This is a genomic window from Streptomyces sp. NBC_00223 (assembly GCF_036199905.1).
GTDB lineage: Bacteria > Actinomycetota > Actinomycetes > Streptomycetales > Streptomycetaceae > Actinacidiphila.
The window spans coordinates 2,243,289-2,263,926 of record NZ_CP108109.1 but is presented as its reverse complement, the minus strand read 5'-3'; the positions used below and the strand labels follow the sequence as shown (position 1 = coordinate 2,263,926).

General features: G+C 72.5%; 20 protein-coding genes. 8 read left to right on the top strand and 12 right to left on the bottom strand.

Features of this window, described 5'->3' with window-relative positions:
• Positions 1-28: 28 nt before the first annotated feature.
• Positions 29-463 (bottom strand): MarR family winged helix-turn-helix transcriptional regulator, encoded by a 435-nt coding sequence (locus tag OHA30_RS09545; RefSeq protein ID WP_328913386.1) that lies wholly within the window; start codon positions 461-463, stop codon positions 29-31.
• Positions 464-571: 108 nt separating this feature from the next.
• On the opposite strand from OHA30_RS09545, the gene OHA30_RS09540 reads away from it, so the two are divergent.
• Positions 572-1,579, top strand: coding sequence for an NADP-dependent oxidoreductase (locus OHA30_RS09540; protein ID WP_328913385.1), 1,008 nt, complete (start codon positions 572-574; stop codon positions 1,577-1,579).
• 132 nt (positions 1,580-1,711) lie between these two features.
• Positions 1,712-2,140, top strand: a complete 429-nt coding sequence (locus OHA30_RS09535; protein WP_328913384.1) for an organic hydroperoxide resistance protein — start codon at positions 1,712-1,714, stop codon at positions 2,138-2,140.
• Between the two features lie 96 nt (positions 2,141-2,236).
• Here the strand turns inward: OHA30_RS09535 and OHA30_RS09530 are convergent, their stop codons facing one another.
• Positions 2,237-2,872: a TetR/AcrR family transcriptional regulator gene (locus OHA30_RS09530; RefSeq protein ID WP_328913383.1), complete on the bottom strand. Its 636-nt coding sequence runs from the start codon at positions 2,870-2,872 to the stop codon at positions 2,237-2,239.
• Between the two features lie 255 nt (positions 2,873-3,127).
• Here OHA30_RS09530 and OHA30_RS09525 point away from each other — a divergent pair, with 255 nt between their 5' ends.
• Entirely contained in the window at positions 3,128-5,674 is a 2,547-nt protein-coding gene (locus OHA30_RS09525; protein WP_328913382.1) for a beta-glucosidase family protein, read from the top strand.
• 133 nt (positions 5,675-5,807) lie between these two features.
• Here OHA30_RS09525 and OHA30_RS09520 read toward each other — a convergent pair whose 3' ends face one another.
• From OHA30_RS09520 to OHA30_RS09505, 4 genes are all read right to left on the bottom strand, one after another.
• Positions 5,808-6,146 (bottom strand): XRE family transcriptional regulator, encoded by a 339-nt coding sequence (locus OHA30_RS09520; protein WP_328913381.1) that lies wholly within the window; start codon positions 6,144-6,146, stop codon positions 5,808-5,810.
• Positions 6,143-6,520 carry a type II toxin-antitoxin system RelE/ParE family toxin gene (locus tag OHA30_RS09515; protein WP_328913380.1) on the bottom strand — a complete coding sequence of 126 codons (378 nt, stop codon included), beginning with the start codon at positions 6,518-6,520 and terminating at the stop codon, positions 6,143-6,145. Before OHA30_RS09515 ends, OHA30_RS09520 begins: the two co-directional genes overlap by 4 nt.
• A 258-nt stretch (positions 6,521-6,778) precedes the next feature.
• Complete coding sequence (locus OHA30_RS09510; RefSeq protein WP_328913379.1) at positions 6,779-8,314, bottom strand: MFS transporter; 1,536 nt, start codon at positions 8,312-8,314, stop codon at positions 6,779-6,781.
• A 92-nt stretch (positions 8,315-8,406) separates the two neighbouring features.
• Positions 8,407-9,327, bottom strand: coding sequence for an SGNH/GDSL hydrolase family protein (locus OHA30_RS09505; protein ID WP_328913378.1), 921 nt, complete (start codon positions 9,325-9,327; stop codon positions 8,407-8,409).
• A 257-nt stretch (positions 9,328-9,584) separates the two neighbouring features.
• Between OHA30_RS09505 and OHA30_RS09500 the strand changes: the two genes are divergently transcribed.
• Positions 9,585-10,079 (top strand): DUF3145 domain-containing protein, encoded by a 495-nt coding sequence (locus OHA30_RS09500; protein WP_328913377.1) that lies wholly within the window; start codon positions 9,585-9,587, stop codon positions 10,077-10,079.
• Between the two features lie 373 nt (positions 10,080-10,452).
• Complete coding sequence (locus tag OHA30_RS09495) at positions 10,453-11,340, top strand: NAD(P)-dependent oxidoreductase (protein ID WP_328913376.1); 888 nt, start codon at positions 10,453-10,455, stop codon at positions 11,338-11,340.
• A 122-nt stretch (positions 11,341-11,462) separates the two neighbouring features.
• On the opposite strand, the gene fabF is transcribed toward OHA30_RS09495, so the two are convergent.
• The 5 genes from fabF to OHA30_RS09470 all read right to left on the bottom strand — a co-directional run bounded on the left by fabF (position 11,463) and on the right by OHA30_RS09470 (position 16,375).
• Positions 11,463-12,731, bottom strand: coding sequence for a beta-ketoacyl-ACP synthase II (gene fabF / locus OHA30_RS09490; protein ID WP_328913375.1), 1,269 nt, complete (start codon positions 12,729-12,731; stop codon positions 11,463-11,465).
• Between the two features lie 74 nt (positions 12,732-12,805).
• The gene (locus OHA30_RS09485) at positions 12,806-13,051 is read right to left on the bottom strand and encodes an acyl carrier protein (protein ID WP_328913374.1); all 246 of its coding nucleotides are present in this window, start codon (positions 13,049-13,051) and stop codon (positions 12,806-12,808) included.
• 83 nt (positions 13,052-13,134) lie between these two features.
• Complete coding sequence (locus tag OHA30_RS09480; RefSeq protein WP_328913373.1) at positions 13,135-14,145, bottom strand: ketoacyl-ACP synthase III; 1,011 nt, start codon at positions 14,143-14,145, stop codon at positions 13,135-13,137.
• Positions 14,142-15,089: an ACP S-malonyltransferase gene (locus OHA30_RS09475; protein WP_328913372.1), complete on the bottom strand. Its 948-nt coding sequence runs from the start codon at positions 15,087-15,089 to the stop codon at positions 14,142-14,144. The genes OHA30_RS09480 and OHA30_RS09475 overlap by 4 nt, the downstream gene beginning before the upstream one ends.
• A gap of 89 nt (positions 15,090-15,178) precedes the next feature.
• Complete coding sequence (locus tag OHA30_RS09470) at positions 15,179-16,375, bottom strand: PucR family transcriptional regulator (protein ID WP_328913371.1); 1,197 nt, start codon at positions 16,373-16,375, stop codon at positions 15,179-15,181.
• Between the two features lie 196 nt (positions 16,376-16,571).
• Here OHA30_RS09470 and OHA30_RS09465 point away from each other — a divergent pair, with 196 nt between their 5' ends.
• A complete protein-coding gene (locus OHA30_RS09465; protein WP_328913370.1) occupies positions 16,572-17,282 on the top strand; it encodes a pirin family protein in 711 nt (236 codons plus the stop codon).
• A gap of 75 nt (positions 17,283-17,357) precedes the next feature.
• On the opposite strand, the gene OHA30_RS09460 is transcribed toward OHA30_RS09465, so the two are convergent.
• Entirely contained in the window at positions 17,358-18,179 is an 822-nt protein-coding gene (locus OHA30_RS09460; protein WP_328913369.1) for a serine hydrolase domain-containing protein, read from the bottom strand.
• A gap of 680 nt (positions 18,180-18,859) precedes the next feature.
• Here OHA30_RS09460 and OHA30_RS09455 point away from each other — a divergent pair.
• Together OHA30_RS09455 and OHA30_RS09450 are read left to right on the top strand one after the other, a co-directional pair.
• On the top strand, positions 18,860-19,327 hold the full coding sequence (locus OHA30_RS09455; RefSeq protein WP_328913368.1) for a MerR family transcriptional regulator: 468 nt from the start codon (positions 18,860-18,862) through the stop codon (positions 19,325-19,327).
• On the top strand, positions 19,327-20,364 hold the full coding sequence (locus tag OHA30_RS09450) for an aldo/keto reductase (RefSeq protein WP_328913367.1): 1,038 nt from the start codon (positions 19,327-19,329) through the stop codon (positions 20,362-20,364). Before OHA30_RS09455 ends, OHA30_RS09450 begins: the two co-directional genes overlap by 1 nt.
• The last annotated feature ends 274 nt before the right edge of the window (positions 20,365-20,638 follow it).

Here is a 20,638-nt window from a genome sequence, read left to right as displayed (position 1 = left end):
GCTCACCAGGGCGGGCGCGGGCCCGGGTTCAGTGCTCCTGCTCGGGCCCCAGCATCCGCTGGAGCAGATCGCGCAGCGACGTACGCTCGCGCTCCGACAGCTCCGCGAGCGGTTCGCGCGCGAAGTCCAGTGAATCCCGCACCTGTTCGGCCGTCTCGCGCCCCCGCGCCGTGGCCGCGGCCAGCTTCACCCGGCGGTCGGCCCTGTCCGGCAGGCGCTCGGCGAGGCCCTGCGCCTCCAGCCGGTCGACGATCCCCGTGACGTTCGACGGCTCGCACTTGAGCCGCTGCGCGACCTGCCGCATCGGCAGCGGCCCGGCGGCCAGCAGCGCGAGCACCCGGGCCTGCGCGCCGGTCAGCCGGTGCTCGGCGGCCGCCACCTCGTACTCGTGGTAGTAGCGCGCCACCACGGTGCCGATCAGGTCGACGACCTCGGCGGTCAAAGGGTCCATTCGGCGGGTCATTGGACAAGACTACTCCGATGCTTGACATCATGAAACATTCGGGTCGATGATTAATTCATCACCTCAACCTTTGCCATGGTCACGCTGTGGCGGGAGGAGTACCACCCCATGCCCACGAGCCGCGAATGGCATCTGACCGCACGGCCGCACGGCGAGCCGGTCCCCGGCGACTTCGCCCTGGTCGAGACCGAGGTCGGCAAGCTGGGTTCCGGCCAGATCCTGGTCCGCAATCTGTATCTGTCGGTGGACCCGTACATGCGCGGCCGGATGAGCGACGCGAAGTCGTACGCCCCGCCCTACGCGCTCGGCGAGCCGATGTTCGGCGGCGCCGTCGGGCGGGTGGTGGCCTCGCGCGCGGAGGGGATCGCGGTCGGCGACCATGTGCTGCACGGGCTCGGCTGGCGGGAGTACGCGCTGCTCGACGCCACGCACGCGGCCGTCGTCGACCCGGAGGCGGCGCCGCTGTCCGCGTACCTCGGGGTGCTCGGGATGCCCGGGCTCACCGCCTACGCGGGGCTGCTGCGGGTGGCCGGGTTCGCCGCGGGCGAGACGGTGTTCGTCTCCGGCGCCGCGGGCGCGGTCGGCAGCCAGGTCGGCCAGATCGCCCGGCTCAAGGGCGCCGGGCGGGTGATCGGCAGCGCGGGCTCGGACGAGAAGACCGCGCTGCTGGTGGCGGAGTACGGCTTCGACGCCGCGTTCAACTACAAGAAGGGCCCGGTGGCCGAGCAGTTGGGGGCCGCGGCGCCCGACGGCATCGACGTCTACTTCGACAACGTCGGCGGCGAGCACCTGGAGGCGGCCATCGGCGCGCTGCGGCTGCACGGCCGGGTGACGATGTGCGGGGCCATCGCCCAGTACAACGCCTCCGAGCCGCCGCCCGGCCCGCGCAACCTCGCCCAGCTCATCGGCAAGCGGCTGACCCTGCGCGGGATGCTGGTCGGCGACCACCACGACCTCCAGCCGGAATTCGTCCGCGAGGTGGGCGGCTGGCTGCGCGAGGGGAAGCTGCGCTACCGCGAGACGGTGATCGACGGAATCGAGAAGAACGTCGACGCGTTGCTGGGACTGCTGCGCGGCGACAACATCGGAAAGATGGTCGTCCGTCTTCCGGAGTGACGGGCAGGCGGTCCCTGGGACCGGCAGGCGGTCCCTGGGGTCGGCAGGGGGTCCTCGGGCCCTTGCCCGCCGGTCCGTGGGGACGGCCGGCCCGCGCGCGTACGACACAACACCCAGTGGGAGGACCCGCTCATGAGCATTCAGTCCGTGGACGTCCTGTACACCGCCGTCGCCACCGCGGAGAACGGCCGCGACGGCCGGGTCTCCAGCGACGACGGCAAGCTCGACGTCGTCGTCAACCCGCCCAAGGAGCTGGGCGGCAGCGGCGCCGGCACCAATCCGGAGCAGCTGTTCGCCGCCGGGTACAGCGCGTGCTTCCAGAGCGCGCTCGGCGCCGTCGCCCGGCAGGCCAGGACCGACATCTCCGGCTCGCGGGTGACGGCCAAGGTCGGTCTGGGCAAGACCGGGTCCGGCGGCTTCGGGCTCACGGTCGAGCTGGCCGTGTCCCTGCCGGGCGTGGACGGGGACACCGCGAAGGACCTGGTGGAGAAGGCGCACCAGGTGTGCCCGTACTCCAACGCCACACGGGGGAACATCGCGGTGGAGCTGACGATCGTCTGACGGCGCGGTGCCCGACCGGCTGACGGTCCGGCCGGTGCGTGTGGGCACGTCCGGTCGGGTAAGGGTCGCACTCCCCGGAGTGCGGCCCTTACCCGTTCACGTCGCCGGCCGCTCGGCCCCGGCGTCGGCCCCGGCGTCGGCCTCGGCGGGGGCCGCGTCCTGCGGCGGATTCAGCAGCGTCAGGAAGTCACGGAAGGCGGCGGGCATGTCCACGGCCGCCGGGTCCAGCAGCCACTGCACCTGGAGGCCGTCCATCACGGCCGCGAGCAGCGTCGACGCCTGCTCCGGCGTGAGCCCGCCCGGCAGCCGGTCGCCGAACTGCGCGCGCAGCGCCTCCGCACCCCCCTCGCGCACCTTGGCGTAACGGTCCCTGAAGTACGCCTGCGCCGGGTGGCCCTCGGTCACGCTGTCGCCCACCAGCACGGTGAACGCCTGCACGATGCCGGGCCGGGTCGCGTTGTACTCCACCAGGTTCGCCACCACGTCGAGCGGCCAGGCCCGTCCGTGCAGCGCCGCCGACGCCACGTCCCACTGGTCGCGCGCTTCGAGCACGGCCACCAGGAGGGCGTCCTTGGTGGGGAAGTAGTGCATCAGACCCTGCTGGGTGAGGCCCACGCGCTCGGCCACCGCCACCAGCGTCGCGCCCCGGTAGCCGCGCTCGGCGATGACCTCCGTCGCGGCCTGGATGATCTCCGCACGCCGTGCGCCGCGGTCGCCCCTGGTCCTGGTCACGCCCCCAGCCCCCTTCCCGGTGCTTGCGAAGAGCGTACAAGATAACGTAATGGTAACTTTGCCTACCCTTGGACAGGCGTGGGGGCGGTGACGGACCAGGATGGCGACCCAGAGGCGGCCGGGGGCGGTTCCGTACGGGGGAGGGCCGTACGCGGGAGGGCGTTACGCCGCACAGCGCGCCGCACGCGCCGGAAACGAGCACGGCCGCGGGCCAGGGGACAGGCACCGCGAACGACGACGGGACGGGGACGCACGATGACGCCGTACGCGCAGGGAGCCGAGGCCGAGCGGGAGCGGGCCGTCGAGGCCGCACTCGGCAGGCTCGGTCTCGACGCGAAGACGCGGCTGCTGGCCGGTCAGGACATGTGGACGCTGCCCGCCCTGGGCGAGATCGGCCTCGGTTCGCTGGTGATGTCCGACGGCCCGATCGGCGTACGCGGCAGGCGCTGGACCACGGACGACCCCTCGGTCGCGCTGCCCAGCCCCACCGCGCTGGCCGCCACCTGGGACCCCGCGCTCGCCCGCCGCGCCGGGCGGCTGCTCGCCCAGGAGGCCCACCGCAAGGGCGTCCATGTGCTGCTCGCGCCGACCGTCAATCTGCACCGCAGCCCGCTGGGCGGACGGCACTTCGAGGCGTACAGCGAGGACCCGTTCCTCACCGGCGAGATCGGCACCGGGTATGTGCTCGGGGTGCAGGACGGCGGGGTCGGGGTCACCGTCAAGCACTTCGTCGCCAATGACGCGGAGACCGACCGCTTCACCGTCGACAACCGGGTCGACGAGCGGACGCTGCGCGAGCTGTACCTCGCGCCCTTCGAGACGATCGTCGCGAACGCCCGTCCGTGGGGCGTCATGGCCGCGTACAACTCGGTCAACGGCGTGTCCATGACCGAGCACGACGCGCTCGTCAACGGCGTGCTGCGCGGCGAGTGGGGCTTCGACGGCGTCGTCGTCTCCGACTGGCTCGCCGCGCGCTCCACGGTCGGCGCGATCCGCGGCGGCCTCGACATCGCCATGCCGGGGCCGTTCACGGTCTACGGCGAGGCGCTCGCCGCCGCGGTCAGGGCCGGTGAGGTGGAGGAGAGCCTGGTCGACGACGCCGCCCGGCGGGTGCTGCGGCTGGCCGCGCGGGCCGGGCTGCTCTCCGGGACGCCGGCCGCCGTCGCGGTCGCCGAGCGGCCTCCCGGGATCGACGGGGACATGCTGGCCCGCGAGCTGGTGGCACGCGGCTGCGTGCTGCTGCGGAACGAGGTGCGGGGGGCGGCGCGGGTGCTGCCGCTCGACCCGGCTCAGCTGTCCGGTCCGGCTCGGCTGTCCGGTCCGGCCGGCGCCGCGGGCTCTGCTGACACCGCCCTTTCCGCCGCCTCTGCCGCCGGGCGCGGGATCGTCGTGATCGGGGCCGCCGCCCGGGACGCGCGCATTCTCGGCGGGGGTTCGGCGCAGGTCTTCCCCGACCATGTCGTCTCACCGCTCGACGGACTGCGGGCCGCGCTGCCGGACGGGGTGCCGGTGACGTACGCGCTCGGCGCCGACCCCAGCGAGGAACTGGCCCCGGCCGGGCCCGGGTTCACCCTGCGGGCGGTCGCGCGGGACGCCGCCGGGCGCGAACTCGGCGCCGAGGCCCTGCCCGGCGGCCACTTGCAGTGGCTCGGCGACCTGCCGCGCGGGGTCTCGTACGAAGAGCTGCACACGGTCGAGGCGCGCGGGGTGTTCGTCCCCCGGGTGAGCGGGGCGCACCGCTTCGGTACGCGGGGGACCGGCGGGTTCCGGCTCACCGTCGGCGGGCGGGTGCTCTTCGACGGGGAGCAGGCGGACGGCCACGGCGACCCGTTCGAGGCGTTCTTCGGGCAGCCGACCGAACGCGGGTCCGTGGAACTGGTGGCCGGCCGGCCCGTTGAGGTCAGTCTGCTGCACACTCCGCCCAAGGGGCTCGAACTGCCCATCCAGGCGGTCGGGTTCACCCTGCTGCACGGCGAACCCGAGCGTGACCCGGAGGAGTTGATCGCGGAGGCCGTCGAGGCGGCGGCCGCCGCGCACACGGCGATCGTGGTCGTCGCTACGACCGAACGGGTGGAGTCCGAGGGGTTCGACCGCTCGGACCTGCGGCTGCCCGGGCGGCAGGACGACCTGGTCGCGCGGGTCGCGGCGGTCAACCCGCGGACGGTCGTCGTCGTCAACTCCGGTTCGCCCGTGGAGCTTCCGTGGCGCGAGGACGTGGCGGCCGTGCTGCTCGCCTGGTTCCCCGGGCAGGAGGCGGGCGCGGGGCTGGCCGACGTCCTGCTCGGCGTCGAGGAGCCCGGCGGCCGGCTCCCCACGACCTGGCCCGCGCGGCTCGCGGACGCGCCGGTCACCCGGGTCACCCCCGAGGACGGCGTACTCCCTTACGACGAGGGGCCGTTGATCGGCTACCGGGCGTGGGAGCGGCGCGGCGACCCGGCCCCGGCGTATCCCTTCGGCCACGGACTCGGCTACACGGAGTGGGAGTACGTGTCGCTCACCGTCGAGCCGGGCGACGCGGAGGAGGGCGTCCTCGCGACGGCCCGGGTCCGCGTACGCAATCGCGGGACGCGCGCGGGACGTGAGGTCGTCCAGCTCTACGCGTCCGCCGGTCCTGAAGGGGAGCCGGGCCGGCGCCTGGTCGGCTTCGCCTCGGTCCGCGCGGCGGCGGGCCGTACGGTGGAGGCGGTCATCCCCGTCCCCCACCGCGCGCTGCGCACCTGGTCCCCCACCGGCTGGAACCTCCCCCCAACCCCCCTCACCCTCCACTGCACCCCTTTGCCCCCCGTAACTCTCCCCACCTAGCCCGCCCGGCGTCTGAGGTAGGCAGCACAGAGGCCCGCCCCCATCGTCTGGGGCGGGCCTGGCAGCCACTTTTCACGGACCGAGGCACTGTCCGCCGAGCCGGGGACGGCGTGGGCTGAGCCCGTGGGACGGATCAGCCGAGGACGTAGGTCTCGTCACCGAAGTCGGCGACGATCTTCAGCTTGCCGCCGAGTGCCTTGACATAGGCCGCGAGAGTATCGACCTCACTGCGCTCGAACTGGCCCTTCTCGATTCGGGAAACACGACCCTGAGTGACACCCATGGCTTCGGCGACCTGCACCTGAGTGGCGTGCTGCCGCTTGCGCAGCTCGGCGAGGCGATGCACGCGGGAGGCGGTGATCATCGCCTGCGCGCCCAAGGCGATCTGCTCCTTCTCGTCATCGGTGAAGGCGAAGTCCTTGGTCAAGTCTCCCCAGGAGGCGGCCTGCGGGTCCTTCAGGTGATCAGTCATCGTTTCCCGTCCTCTCCTTCGATGCGCTTCAGGTGATCTGCGTAGGCCTGTTCCGCCCGCGGTACCGCGGCACGGTACCAGCCGGACCAGTTGCCCGCTTTGTCGCCGCCGACCAGGATCACGGCTTGGCGGTCAGGGTCGAAGACGAACAGTAACCGCACTTCCGTGGCCCCGGCCGAGCCGGGACGGAGCTCCTTGAGGTTGGAAAGCGCCGAGCCCTTGATCGTGTCGACCAGAGGTCGGCCCAGAGCGGGGCCCTCCTCCTGGAGAGCGGCGACGGCCCGGCTGACCTGGATGAGGGTGTCCCGGTCGCTGCGGCGTAGGCCGTGAAGCCACGACAGAGCCGGCTCGACCACAACGATCTCCCAAGCCATACACCTGACCCCCATCCCCACTTATTACACCAGTAGCATACACCATCAGCGTCATAATTTCCGGCTACTGGTCCCCGCACTACGACCGTCGGCCACCTTCCAGCCCGCCCGGCGTTTGAGGGCGAATCTGAGCCCGCGCGGCGATTGAGCGCATATCCGAGCCCGCCCGGCGTTTGAGGGCAGAGGCGTGGAGCGAGGGTGGGCGCGGAGGCAGATCCAAGCGTGCCCGGCGATTGAGGGCGGAAAGGGGTGCGCGGGTCAGGCCGTCGCGAGCTCGGGGAGGGGGGCCGCGTCCGCGGCCTCGCCGTCGTAACCCTCCGCGGAGCGGACCTCGCGGGGCAGGAAGAAGGCGAGCGCGAAGGCCAACCCGATCAGCCCCGCCGTGCACAACGCGGTCGTCGACGCCGCCGACAACGCCGCGCCCACATGCCCCGCACCCCCGACCGGCGAGGTCCCGAGCACGTTGAAGAAGACCGTCCCGAGCACCGCGATCCCCAGCGTCATCCCCAGCTGCTGCAACGCCTGAAGCGTCCCGGACGCCGACCCGATCTCCCGCGCGTCGACCCCGCTCAGGATGATGTCGAAGAGCGGCACGAAGATCATCCCCATCCCGGCCCCGCCCACCAGCAGCGGAGCGACGAAGTCCCAGTGGGTGATGCCCGCGCCCGCCCACTGGAAGACCCCGTAGAGCGCCAGGATGCCGCCGCCCATCAGCAGCAGCCCGAGGTGCAGCACCCGGCGTCCCAGCCGCCGCATGCTCATCGCGCCGAACGCGGACCCGAACAGCGCCCCCACCGCCCACGGCGCCGTGGTCAGGCTGGAGTGCAGCGCGCTGTAGCCGAGGCCGAGTTGGAGGAAGACCCCGAGGGTCAGGATCATGCCGCCCATGGACGCGGTGAAGGCGATCGCGAAGCCGACCCCGGAGACGTACGCCCGCTTGGTGAAGACGCTGGGCTCGACCAGCGGGGTACGGCCGGCCCGGCCGCGCAGCACCTGGTGCCGGGCGAAGACCCCGAGCACCGGGAAGGCGGCCACGAGCATGACCAGCGTCCAGGCGGGCCAGCCCAGTTCACGCCCCTGGACCAGCGGGAAGACCAGCAGGAAGGCGCCCGCGCCGGCGAGCAGCACGCCCACCGTGTCCAGCCGGGTGCCGCGCGCGGTCGGCGTGACGTCCGGCAGGTACTTCGCGCCCATGAAGAGCGCCAGCGCCCCGATCGGCAGGTTGATGCCGAAGATCATCCGCCATCCGGTCCCGAAGAGGTCCGCGTGGATCAGCACCCCCGCGACCACCGGTCCGAGCACCGCGGACAGGCCCATCATCGGCCCGAAGATGCTCCACGCCTTCTTCGTCTCGGCCGGCCCGAACAGGTCCCGGGTCAGCCCGAACCCCTGCGGCAGCATCACCGCCCCGCAGGCCCCCTGCACGATCCGCGCGGCGATCAGCGTCGAGGGCGTCTGCGCGACAGCGCACAGCATCGAGCTGAGCGTGAAGCCCGCCACCCCGGCCAGCAGCACCCGCTTGCGCCCGTACATGTCACCGAGCCGCCCACCGGTCAGCAGCGCCACGGCCATCGCCAGGGTGTAACCGGCGGCGATCCACTGGAGGTCGGCGTACGACCCGCCGAGCCCGGTACGGATCGAGGGGGCCGCGACATTGGCGACCGTGGAGTCCAGCAGGTCCATCATGCTGGCGGCGAGTACGGCGACGTAGCCGAGCCAGCGCCCGGGCAGGGCCGGGGGCGGCCCTCCGGCGGCGGTGGGGAGGTCGGGGGCGAGCTGGTTCGTGGTGTCCATGGGGAACACGCTAGGAAGCCTCGCGGTCAGCTTCTGTCCGCGTTGACCCGCCGGTCAGAGCGGATCGCGTTCCCGTCGCCGCCCGTTCACCGCTACGCCGGGGTGAACGCCACTCCCGCGAGAATCCGCGCGAGCGCCGCTTCCCCCCGCTCGTTCGGGTGGAACCAGTCCCACGTGCTGAGGTCGTCCTTGGTGAACCGGTAGCGGAAGACCGCGCCGTCGTCGTACCGGCAGCGCTCGTACCGCGCGCACACCTGTCCGAGCGCCGAGTTGTACGCGATCACCCGGTTGCGTACGGCCGTACGTCTGCTGTGGGCCGCCGCGCTGTGCGAGTCCGGGTCGTCGAGCATCGTCGGGCACAGGCCGAGCTTCCAGACCTCCTTGCCGAGCGGGTCGCCGCGCCCGACCGACCAGAGCCGCTGGAGGTCGGGAATGCTGGCCACCAGCACCTGGGTGCGGGGCAGTACGCGGTGCAGATACGCCAGCGCGCGGTCGAAGTCGGCGCGGAAGTCGGCCACCGGGGTCATGCCGCCGACGGTACGGGCGCAGGCGTCGTTGGCGCCGATCAGCACGGTGACCATGGCCGGGCGGTGCGCCGCGGCGGCCCGCGCCTGGGCGGGCAGGTCGGCGACACGCGCACCGGTCCCGGCGAGGTTCCAGCTGCTGGCGGCGGGTGTGGCGAGCCGCCGGCCGATGCTGTCGACGGCCGTACGCGAGCCGGTCGCCCAGGAGACCTCGGGGCAGTCGGAGAGCGGATGGCAGGCGTCGAAGCCGCGGGTGATGGAGTCGCCGAGGGCCGCGACGGACGGCGGGCGGGTGTTCCACGGCCGGGCGGGCGCGGCCCGGTGTTCCGCGCCCGGCCCGCCGGGGGAGTGCGAGGAGGGCGCGGGGCGCGCGGAGGCGGTCGTCGCGCCCCCGCCCCCTCCGTGCGGCGGTGAGCCGCCCGTCGAGCAGCCGACCAGCAGAAGGGCGGTCACGGCGAGTGCCGACCAGTAGCGCGACCGTGTCCGCATGGTGCCATTCCCTCCGACGAGTGGGTGACATCCGGTACGAGCCCGACGGTACGTCACTCTCTCCAAGACGCCGCACGGTAGCTTTTTCCCTGACAGCCGCGTGAACTGACGGGAGGTCGGCGACGGTCGGATGTCACAAGTGAATGTTGTCCCGTTTGGGATGAATAGTGCAGAATGAATGATGTTGCCCCTGGTTCATCCGGTTCGGGTGTGAGGCCGCTGGGGAAGGCGAACCTCGTCCCACACTGGAGGTACCGGTGACGACACGTGGAGTTCTGTACGTGCACGCCGCGCCGCGCGCGCTGTGCCCGCATGTCGAGTGGGCCGTCGCGGGCGTCCTCGGCGTGCGCGTCAGCCTGGACTGGATTCGTCAGCCCGCCGCTCCCGGCACGTGGCGCGCCGAGTTCTCCTGGCAGGGCGAGCCCGGTACGGCCTCGAAGCTGGCGTCCGCGCTGCGCGGGTGGCACATGCTGCGGTTCGAGGTCACCGCGGAGCCGTGCGCCACGGCGGAGGGCGAGCGGTACAGCGCCACGCCCGAACTGGGCATTTTTCACGCGGTGATCGGTATGCACGGTGACATTTTGATCCCCGAGGATCGGCTGCGCGCCGCGATGCAGCGGGCGCGCCGGGACGAGGCGGATCTGGAGAGCGAGCTGGCGAAGTTGCTGGGGAAGCCGTGGGACGACGAGTTGGAGCCGTTCCGCTACGCCGGCGAGGGCGCGCCGGTCCGCTGGCTCCACCAGGTCGTCTGAGGGTCCCTCAGGGCCGGGCGGCTGAAGGTCGTCACCGTCCGGGCGGGGCAGTCTGTGCCGTGTCCGGACCACCGGCCGGTGGTGGGCTGATCGCGCAGTTCCTCCCCCAGGCTTCGCCCGGGGGTACCCCCAGCGCCCCTGACGGGGCACGTCCTGTCCGTGGCTGAACCGCGGCGCCATAGCCTGCCGCGACTTGGCGGCCCGTTTAGGGGCGCGAGGAACTGCGCGGCCAGCCACGACGTTGCTGCGGGTCGTCACCGTCCCGAGGGGGCTGTTGCTGCCGTGTCCGGACCACCGGGCCGGTGGTGGGCTGATCGCGCGGATTCTCGCGCCCCTCGTGGCCGGGGCGCGGGGGCACGCATAGCGTGGGGGGATGGCTGAAACTCTTACCGTCGCCGTCCTCGGCACCGGCATCATGGGTGCCGGAATGGCCCGCAACCTGTCCGCGGCCGGACACGAGGTCCGCGCCTGGAACCGTACGATCGCCCGCGCCCAGCCCCTCGCCGCCGACGGCGTCCACATCGTCGCCGACCCGGCGGAGGCCGTACGGGACGCCGACGCCGTCGTCACCATGCTGCTCGACGGCCCTGCCGTCCGCGAGGTGATGGAAACCGCCGCGCCCGCGTTCAAGGACGGCGCCGTGTGGGCGCAGACCAGCACCGTGGGCCCCGAGGCACAGGCCGAACTCGCCGGGCTGGCCAGCGAGCACGGCCTGCTCTTCCTTGACGCGCCCGTGCTCGGCACCCGGCAGGTCGCCGAGTCAGGACAGCTCACCGTGCTGGCCGCAGGCCCCGTCGCGGCCCGCCCGGTCGCCGACCGGGTCTTCGACGCGATCGGCCGCACCACCGTCTGGCTCAGCGAGGACGCCACCGACGGCTCGGCGAGCAACCTCAAGCTCGTGCTCAACAGCTGGGTGCTCGCGGTCACCAACGCGACCGCCGAGGCGATGGCGCTGGCCAAGGGCCTCGGCGTCGACCCGGACCACTTCTTCGACGCGATCGACGGCGGCCCGCTCGACCTGCCGTACCTGCGGACCAAGGCCGCGGCCATCCGCGCCGCCGACTACACGCCGAGCTTCACCGTGGAGGGCGCGGGCAAGGACCTGCGGCTGATCGTGGCGGCGGGGGAGCGCAACGGCGTACGGCTGGACCTCGCCGCGGCCGGCGCCGAGCGCTTCCGGCGGGCCGCGGAACAGGGCCACGGCGCCGAGGACATGGCGGCCTCGTACTTCGCCAGCTTCGACGGCGAGCCCCCCGCGTAACCCCGGCCGTACGCCCGCGCGGCCCCGGCCTGCGGCACACAACCGCGCAAGCCCCCGGACAGCAGAGCGCCCCGGTCGGGCGAACCGGCCGGGGCGCAGCTGACGTATCGGCTGACGTACCGTCAGCGGGCCACCGTACGCAGTGCGAGCACCACGTTGTGACCGCCGAAGCCGAAGGAGTTGTTGAGCGCCGCGATACTGCCCTCGGGCAGCGGGCGGGGCTCCGCGCGGACGATGTCCGCGTCGGCCTCCGGGTCCGGGTCGTCGAGGTTGATCGTCGGCGGGGCGATCCGGTGGTAGAGCGCCAGTACGGTCGCCACCGTCTCGATACCGCCCGCGCCGCCCAGCAGATGGCCGGTCATGGACTTGGTGGCGGAGATCGCCATGTGGTCCACGTCGTCGCCGAAGACCTTGCGCAGCGCCTTGATCTCCGCGACGTCGCCCTGCGGGGTCGAGGTGGCGTGCGCGTTGACGTGCACGATCTCGGCCGGCTTGAGGTCGGTGTTGTCCAGCAGGTTGTTCAGCGCGGCCGCGATCCCGCGGCCGGACGGCTCCGGCTGCGTGATGTGGTGGGCGTCGGAGGAGATGCCCTGGCCGACCGCCTCGCAGTACACCCGCGCGCCGCGCGCGGCCGCGTGCTCGGCCGACTCCAGCACGATCACGCCCGCGCCCTCACCGAGCACGAAGCCGTTGCGCCCGGAGTCGTACGGCCGCGAGGCGCCCTGCGGGTCGTCGTTGTTCTTGGACATCGCCATCATGTTGCCGAAGGCGACGATGGGCAGCGGGTGGATGGCCGCCTCGGTACCGCCCGCGACCACCACGTCGGCGCGGCCGGTGCGGATCATCTCGACCGCGTAGCCGATCGCCTCGGCGCCGGACGCGCACGCGCTGACCGGGGTGTGCACACCGGCCCGGGCGTTGACGTCGATGCCGACGTTCGCCGAGGGGCTGTTGGGCATCAGCATCGGCACGGTGTGCGGGGAGACCTTGCGGACACCCTGCTGCTTGAGCACGTCGTACTGGTCGAGCAGAGTCGTTACGCCACCGATGCCGGAGGCGATGACCGTGCCGAGCCGGTCCGGGTTCACCGCCGGGTCGTCCCCGGCCTTCGCGGTGAAACCGGCGTCCGCCCATGCCTCGCGGGCCGCGATGAGCGCGAACTGAGCGCTGCGGTCCAGCTTGCGGGCCAGCGGGCGCGGCAGCACCTCGCCCGGCTCCACGGCGATCCGAGCGGCGATCCGCACGGGCAGCTCGGCCGCCCAGTCCTGCTTCAGCGTCGACACGCCGGACCGGCCGGCGAGCAACGCCTCCCAGGTCGACGCGCTGTCGCCACCCAGCGGTGTGGTTGCTCCGATACCGGTGACGACCACGGTGCGATTGGTCGGGCTCACAGGAATTGTCTCTCCACGTCTAGAAGGGCGGGCGACAGGCGCGTCGTCCCGAGGGTCGGGTCCGAGGGACCGGCTCAGCCCTGAGCGTTCAGGATGTAGTCGACAGCGTCGCCGACCGTCTTGAGGTTCTTGACGTCGTCGTCCGGGATCTTCACGCTGAACTGCTCCTCGGCCGCCACGACGACCTCGACCATGGACAGCGAGTCGACGTCCAGGTCGTCGGTGAAGGACTTGTCCAGCTGGACGTCCTCGGTGGGGATACCGGCGATCTCGTTCACGATCTCGGCGAGACCGGCGACGATCTCTTCCTTGGTGGCCATTTTTACGGCGCTCCTTGATGTGTCTTCGACGGTGTGTCTGTGGCGGTACGGCGTACGGGACCGCACGCCGCGAGGTGATGTGACTAGGGGAGAGTAACGACCGTGGCCGCGTAGACCAGACCCGCCCCGAAGCCGATGACCAGCGCGGTGTCCCCGCTCTTGGCCTGACCGGTGGCGAGCAGCCGCTCCATGGCGAGCGGAATGGACGCGGCCGAGGTGTTGCCGGTCGTCTCGATGTCGCGGGCCACCGCGACATGCTCGGGCAGCTTCAGCGCCTTGATCATCGAGTCGATGATCCGCATATTGGCCTGGTGCGGGATGAAGGCGTCGAGCTGGTCGACGGTGATCCCGGCGGCGTCCAGCGCCTCCTGGGCGACCTTCGCCATCTCGAACACCGCCCAGCGGAAGACCGCCTGGCCCTCCTGCGTGATCGCCGGGAAACGCACGTCCTCGGCGGGCGTGTCGCGGTAGACCTCCCACGAGACGGTCTGCTTGATCGTCTCGGACTTGTCGCCCTCGGAGCCCCAGATCGTCGGCCCGATGGCCGGCACCTTGGACGGCCCGACGATGACCGCGCCGGCGCCGTCGCCGAACAGGAAGGCCGTCGCACGGTCCTCCTTGTCCGTCAGGTCGCTCAGCCGCTCCACGCCGATCACCAGGACGTGTTCCGCGGTGCCGTCGGTGACCATGCTCTTGGCGAGCGTCAGACCGTAGGTGAAGCCCGCGCAGCCCGCCGAGAGGTCGAACGCGGCCGGCTTGCCCGCGCCGATCCGGTGGGCGATGTCGGTCGCGACGGCCGGGGTCTGCTTGAAGTGCGAGACCGTCGCGACGATCACCGCGTCGATGTCGGAGGCGGCGATCCCCGCGTCCGCGATGGCCTTGCCGCCGGCCGCGAGCGACATCTCCGCGACGGTCTCGTCCGGGCCCGCCCAGTGCCGGCTGGCGATCCCGGAACGTGACTTGATCCACTCGTCGCTGGAGTCGATGTGCTCAAGGATCACCTCGTTGGGCACCACACGGGTCGGGCGGTAGCCGCCCACGCCGAGGATCCGCGCGTACGGTGCGCCCTTGCTGGGGCTGATCTTCGCTGTCATCTCTGCGAGGGCTCCTCTTCGGCTTGGGCTTGTGCGGTGCCGCCGAACTCGGCGACCAGTGCGCGGGCCGCTTCGAGGTCGTCCGGCGTCTTCAGCGCCAGCGTCCGTACCCCGGGCAGCGCGCGCTTGGCCAGACCGACCAGCGTGCCGCCGGGGGACACCTCGATGATCGCGGTGACCCCGCGCTCCTTGAACGTCTCCATGCACAGGTCCCAGCGAACCGGGTTGGACACCTGCGCGACCAGCCTTCGGACGATTTCGGTGCCGCCGCCCACCACGTGGCCGTCCGTGTTGGACACGTAGGGCAGGGTCGGGTCGGCGACGTCCAGCGTCGGCGCCAGCTCCTCCAGCGTGGCGACCGCGGGGGCCATGTGCCGGGTGTGGAAGGCGCCGGCGACCTTGAGGGGCATGACCCGGGTCTTCTCGGGCTTGTCCGCGCTGAGCGCCGCCAGCTGCTCGGCCGTGCCCGCGGCGACGATCTGACCGGCGCCGTTGATGTTCGCCGGGGTCAGGCCCAGGCCCGCCAGATGGGCCAGGACGGCCTCGGGGTCGCCGCCGAGCACCGCGGACATCCCGGTCTCGGTGACCGCGGCGGCGTCCGCCATGGCCCGGCCGCGGGCGGCGACGAACGTCATGGCGTGCACGTCGGACAGCACCCCGGCCAGCACGGCCGCGGTGATCTCGCCGACGCTGTGCCCGGCCACCGCGTCGGGCGTGACGCCCAGCTCGCCGGCGGAGAGCAGGCCCGCGGCCACCAGCAGCGGCTGGGCGACCTTCGTGTCGCGGATCTCGTCCGCGTCGGCCTTCGTGCCGTAGTGGGCGAGGTCCAGGTCAGCGGCGTGCGACCAGCCCGCGATGCGGTCGGCGGCACCGGGGAGGTCGAGCCAGGGAGCCAGGAAGCCGGGCGTCTGAGCGCCTTGGCCGGGAGCGACGAGTACGAGCACCTTCACACTCTCTCTCGCGGGCGGGCAAGACCGCCCGTGGGGACAGGGACCAAGAACTGTCAGGTGATTTGTGAGTGTCCAACAAAAAGTCAGGGCGTGCGATCCGCCTGGGAGAGTCGGCCCAGGATGAGCGCGATGCGCAGGGTGAACGCGGAACGGACGTCGGACGGAGACCATCCGGTGACATCGGTCACACGTCGTAGCCGGTAGCGGACGGTATTGGGGTGCACGAACAGCATCCGAGCGGCCCCCTCCAAGGATGACGCCTGCTCCAGGTAGACACTCAGCGTCTCCAGCAGCGCGGAGCCCGCTTCCTCCAACGGCCTGTAGATCTCCTCCACCAACTGATCACGCGCGTAACGGTCACCCGCCATCGCGCGCTCCGGCAACAGATCGTCCGAGAGTACGGGACGCGGGGCGTCGGGCCAGGCCGCACACGCCTTGAGTCCGGCCGCCGCCGCCTGTGCCGAACGTGTGGCCGACAGCAGGTCGCCGACCACAGGCCCGGCCACCACGGGACCCGGCGCGAACGGCCCGATCAGCGCCTTCGCCACCCGGATCGGATCGTCGTCGCCGCCCGCGATGACCACCAGCCGCTCGCCGAACACCCCGGTCAGCACCTGGACCTTGGCGTGCCGGGAGGCCCGCCGGATCGCCTCGACGGTCAGCTCGCTGTCGCCGTTCGGCGCCGTGCCCAGCACCACGACGATCTTGTCGGGGGAGCTCCAGCCCAGCGCGGCGGCCCGCGACAGCACACCCTCGTCGGCCTCGCCGGAGAGCACCGCGTTGACCACCAGCGACTCCAGCCGGGCGTCCCAGGCGCCGCGCGCCTCCGCGGCCTGCGCGTACACCTGCGCGGTGGCGAAGGCGATCTCCCTGGCGTAGACCAGCAGCGCCTCGCGCAGCACGCTCTCGTCGCCGGGCGCGGCCACCTCGTCGATCGCCGCCTCCATCACCTCGATGGTGGTGCGGACCATCTCCACGGTCTGCCGCAGCGAGATCGCCCGCGTCAGCTCACGCGGCGCCGTGCCGAAGACATCCGTGCTGATCGCCTGCGGCGCCTCGGGGTGCCGGAACCACTCGGTGAACGCCGCGATGCCGGCCTGGGCGACCAGACCGATCCACGACCGGTTCTCCGGGGGCATCGCCCGGTACCACGGCAGGTTCTCGTCCATCCGCGCGATGGCGTTCGCGGCGAGCCGTCCGGCGGACTTCTCCAGCCGGCGCAGGGTCGCGGCGTGGTCGCCGCGGGGAGGTTCGGCGGGGCGTTGCGAGGGATCGGGCACGGGACCAAGCCTGCCTTATCGGCCGCGCCGCGCGGAGGGTGGGTACGGGGTTGCCCGCCGGCCACGGCCGCCCGGCCGGGGCGAGGGGCCGGTACGGCGGGGGACGGGGAGGCGGTACGGCGGGGGAGCGCGGGCCGGTACGGCGGGGGAGCGGGGGCCGTACGGTACCGGCGCCGGGGGCCCGTACGGTGGGGGCATGATCGACGTACGGCGTGCGGCGGACCGCTACCGCGGCGGGGACCCGGCGCAGGGCGTGGACAGCCGCCACGCGTTCTCCTTCGGCCCGCACTACGACCCGGACAATCTGCGCTTCGGACTGCTGCTGGCCTGCAACGAGGAACGCCTCGCCCCCGGCGCCGGCTTCGCCGAACACCCGCACCGCGACACCGAGATCGTCACCTGGGTCCTCGCGGGCGCACTCGAACACCGCGACGCCGAGGGCCGTACCGCCCGGCTGCGCCCCGGCGACCTCCAGCACCTCAGCTCCGCGGGCGGGGTGCGGCACACCGAGCGCAACGCCGGGGACACACCGCTGCGCTTTCTGCAGATGTGGCTGCACCCGGACACCTTCGGCGGCGACCCCGCGTACACCGCCGTCACCGACCCCGCCCCGCCGGGCCCCGGCCTGCGCCCGCTGGCCTCGGGCGAGCGGGAGGCGCCGGTACGGCTGCGGCAGCGGGCCGCGACCCTGTACGCGGGCCGCCCGGCGGAGGCCGACGCCGTCGCGCTGCCGGAGGCGCCCTACCTGTACGTCCACGTCGTGAGCGGGGACGTGCGGCTGGGCGGCGCGAGCCTGGGGCCCGGCGACGCGGCCCGGATCACCGGCGAGCGGGGGGTACGGGCGCGGACCGGGGGGCCGGCGGAGTACCTGGTGTGGGAGATGCACGGGGAGCCGACGTACGGCTGAGGCGGCCCGCGGCTGAGGGGCCACGGCCTTTCGCCGATCTCCCCCGTCAGCGGCTGCTCGTACGGCGTCGCCCGCTCAGCCGCGCAGCTCGGTCAGCACCGCGTCCGTGAGCTGCGGCCACAGCGGCAGCGCCCACGGCCCGAAGGCGCGGTCGGTGAGCACCACGCACGCGGCCCCGGCCACCGGGTCCACCCACAGGAACGTGCCCGACTGCCCGAAGTGGCCGAAGGTAGCCGGGGAGGAGAGCGAGCCGGTCCAGTGCGGGGACTTCGCGGCCCGGATCTCGAAGCCGAGCCCCCAGTCGTTGGGGTTCTGGTGGCCGTACCCCGGCAGGACGCCCTTGAGGCCGGGGAACACCACGGAGGTCGCGGCCGCCACCGTCGAGGGGTGCAGCAGACGCGGCGCCTGGAGCTCCGCGGCGAACCGTACGAGGTCCTCGACGGTCGACACGCCGTCGGCGGCGGGGGAGCCCGAGCCCTCCAGGGAGGTGGCGGTCATGCCGAGGGGTTCGAGCACCGCCTGCCGCAGGTACTCGGCGAAGGGCATCCCGGCGGCCTTCGCCAGGGTCTCGCCGAGCACGTCGAACCCGGCGTTCGAGTACAGCCGCCGGGTGCCGGGCGCGGCCATCACCCGGTGCTCGTCGAAGGCCAGGCCCGAGGCGTGCGCGAGCAGATGGCGGACGGTGGCGCCCTCGGGGCCCGCGGGGTCGTCCAGTTCGAAGACGCCCTCCTCGTAGCCGACCAGCACGGCGTACGCGGCCAGCGGCTTGGTGACGGACGCGAGCGGGAAGCGCCGCCCGACCTGCCCGTACGTCCCCGCGACCGTCCCGTCCCGCCGTACGACGGCCCCGGCGGCGGCCCCCACCGGCCACCCCTGCATGATCCCCAAACTCTCCATCCCCCGACCCTACGTGCCCCTTGGGGGACGCCGAGCGCCCCCCAGGGGGCGCGAGGAACTGCGCGCTCAGCAGGCCACCGGCCGGTGGCCCGGACACGGCAGCAACAGCCCTTCCTGGACGGTGACGACCTGCGGCCTCGTCGTGGCCGCTCGCGCAGTTCCTCCCCCAGGCTTCGCCCGGGGGTACCCCCAGCGCCCCTGATGGGCCGCCTTGCGGCGGCGGGCTGTGGCGCCATGGCTTGGCCACGGACAGGACCACCCCCCAGGGGCGCGAGGAACTGCGCGCTCAGCAGGCCACCGGCCGGTGGCCCGGACACGGCAGCAACAGCCCCTTTGGGCCGGTGGCGACCTGCGGCCTCGTCGTGGCCGTTCGCGCAGTTCCTCCCCCAGGCTTCGCCCGGGGGTACCCCCAGCGCCTGATGGGCCGCCTCACGGCGGCAGGCTTGAGGTGTCGCACCTTGGCCACGGACAGAACCGTCCTCAGGGGCGCGAGGAACTGCGCGAGTAACCCACCACCGGCCGGTGGCCGGGAACGTACCCGAACCCAAGCGGCGGGTGGCCGGGGCCCAGGGGCCCGGTGGCCGGGGACGGGCCGGGACCACAGCGCCCGGTGGCCGGGCAACCCACCGCGCCGGAGGCGACTTGCTTGGAGTGCACTCCAAGGTCTTAGCGTGGAAGCCATGACGGTCGTGCACGTGGCGAAAAGACAACCGAGCAGAGTGACCAGCTGTTCCGACCCCGACGAACATCTGCGGCCCGACGGACAGGACCAGTACACGATCAGTGAGGTCGCCGACTTCACCGGGCTGACCGCGCACACCCTGCGCTGGTACGAGCGGATCGGCCTGATGCCGCACGTGGACCGCTCCCACACCGGGCAGCGCCGGTTCAGCAACCGCGACCTGGACTGGCTCGCCTTCGTCGGCAAGCTGCGGCTGACCGGGATGCCGGTGGCCGACATGGTGACGTACGCCGAGATGGTCCGGGCCGGCGACCACACCTACGCGGACCGCAAGGCGCTGCTCGAAGCCACCCGAACGGACGTATTGCGGCGGATCGCCGAGCTCCAGGACACCCTGACCGTGCTCGACTTCAAGATCAGTACGTACGGGGGCGCCGAGAACCTGGCCCCGGAGAGGACGGCGTGATGACCGGTACCGGATCCGAGCCGGCCCCTGAACGGCTGGGCACCGAACGGCTCGGCGCGGACGGCCCGCTGGTCGGCGCGCAGGGCCTGGGCTGCATGGGCATCAGCGAGTTCTACGGCGAGACCGACGAGGCCGCCGCCCGCGAGACCCTGGAAACCGCGCTCGACCTGGGCGTCACGCTCTTCGACACCGCCGACATCTACGGCAACGGCGCCAACGAGGAGTTCCTGGCGCCCTTCGTCCGGGCGCACCGCGACGAGATCACGCTGGCCAGCAAGTACGGCATCGCCCGCAAGGTCGACGACCCGAACTACCGCTCGGTGCGCAACGACCCCGCGTACATCCGGCAGGCCGTCGAGGCGAGCCTGCGGCGGCTGGGCACCGACGTGATCGATCTGTACTACATGCACCGCCGTGACCCCCGGGTGCCGCTGGCCGAGTCGGTCGGGGCGATGGGCGAACTGGTGGCCGAGGGCAAGGTCCGTCATCTGGGGCTGTCCGAGGTGACGGGGGCCGAGCTGCGCGAGGCGTACGCGGTGCATCCGATCGCCGCGTTGCAGTCCGAGTGGTCGCTGTTCAGCCGGGACGTGGAGCGGTCGGCGGTCGGGGCGGCGGCCGAACTGGGCGTCGCCTTCGTGCCCTACTCGCCGCTCGGGCGGGGTTTTCTGACGGGCGCGTTCCAGGACGCGGCGACCGATCTGACCAGCGGGGACTTCCGGCAGTATCAGCCGCGCTTCACCGGGGAGAACGCCCGGCGCAACGCGGACCTGCTCGACCCGATCCGCAAGGCGGCGAAGGCGCACGGCGCGACGCTCGGGCAGATCGCGCTGGCGTGGGTGCATCAGCGGGCGGATGTGCACGGGCTGCCCGTGGTGCCGATCCCGGGCACCCGGAGGGCGGAGCGGGTGCGGGAGAACACGGCGGCGGCGCGGATCACGTTGCACGACAGCGAGCTGGAATGGCTGGAACCGATCGCCGCGGAGGTCGCGGGTGACCGCTATCCGGACATGAGCAGTACGTCGGCGGCGCGCGAGTAGCGGCCTGCGGCCCGCAGGGGGGCCGTTGGCGCGCATTGCGTTCGTGAGAGGGTCTCACCGACCGGATGGGCTCTCACCAACGCGATCGATCCGCGGCTCACGTTCGTGAGAGGGTCTCACGAACCTGAGCCCGCGCCGGGGCACCTGGGCGGCCTTCCGGCCCGCACCGACCCCTGGCTTCGCGTTCGCTAGAGGGTCTAACAAACCTGAGCGCCCTCCGGGTTGGAGCGCTCGCCTTCGCTAGACCCTCTAACAAACGCGAACGCCCGCCCGC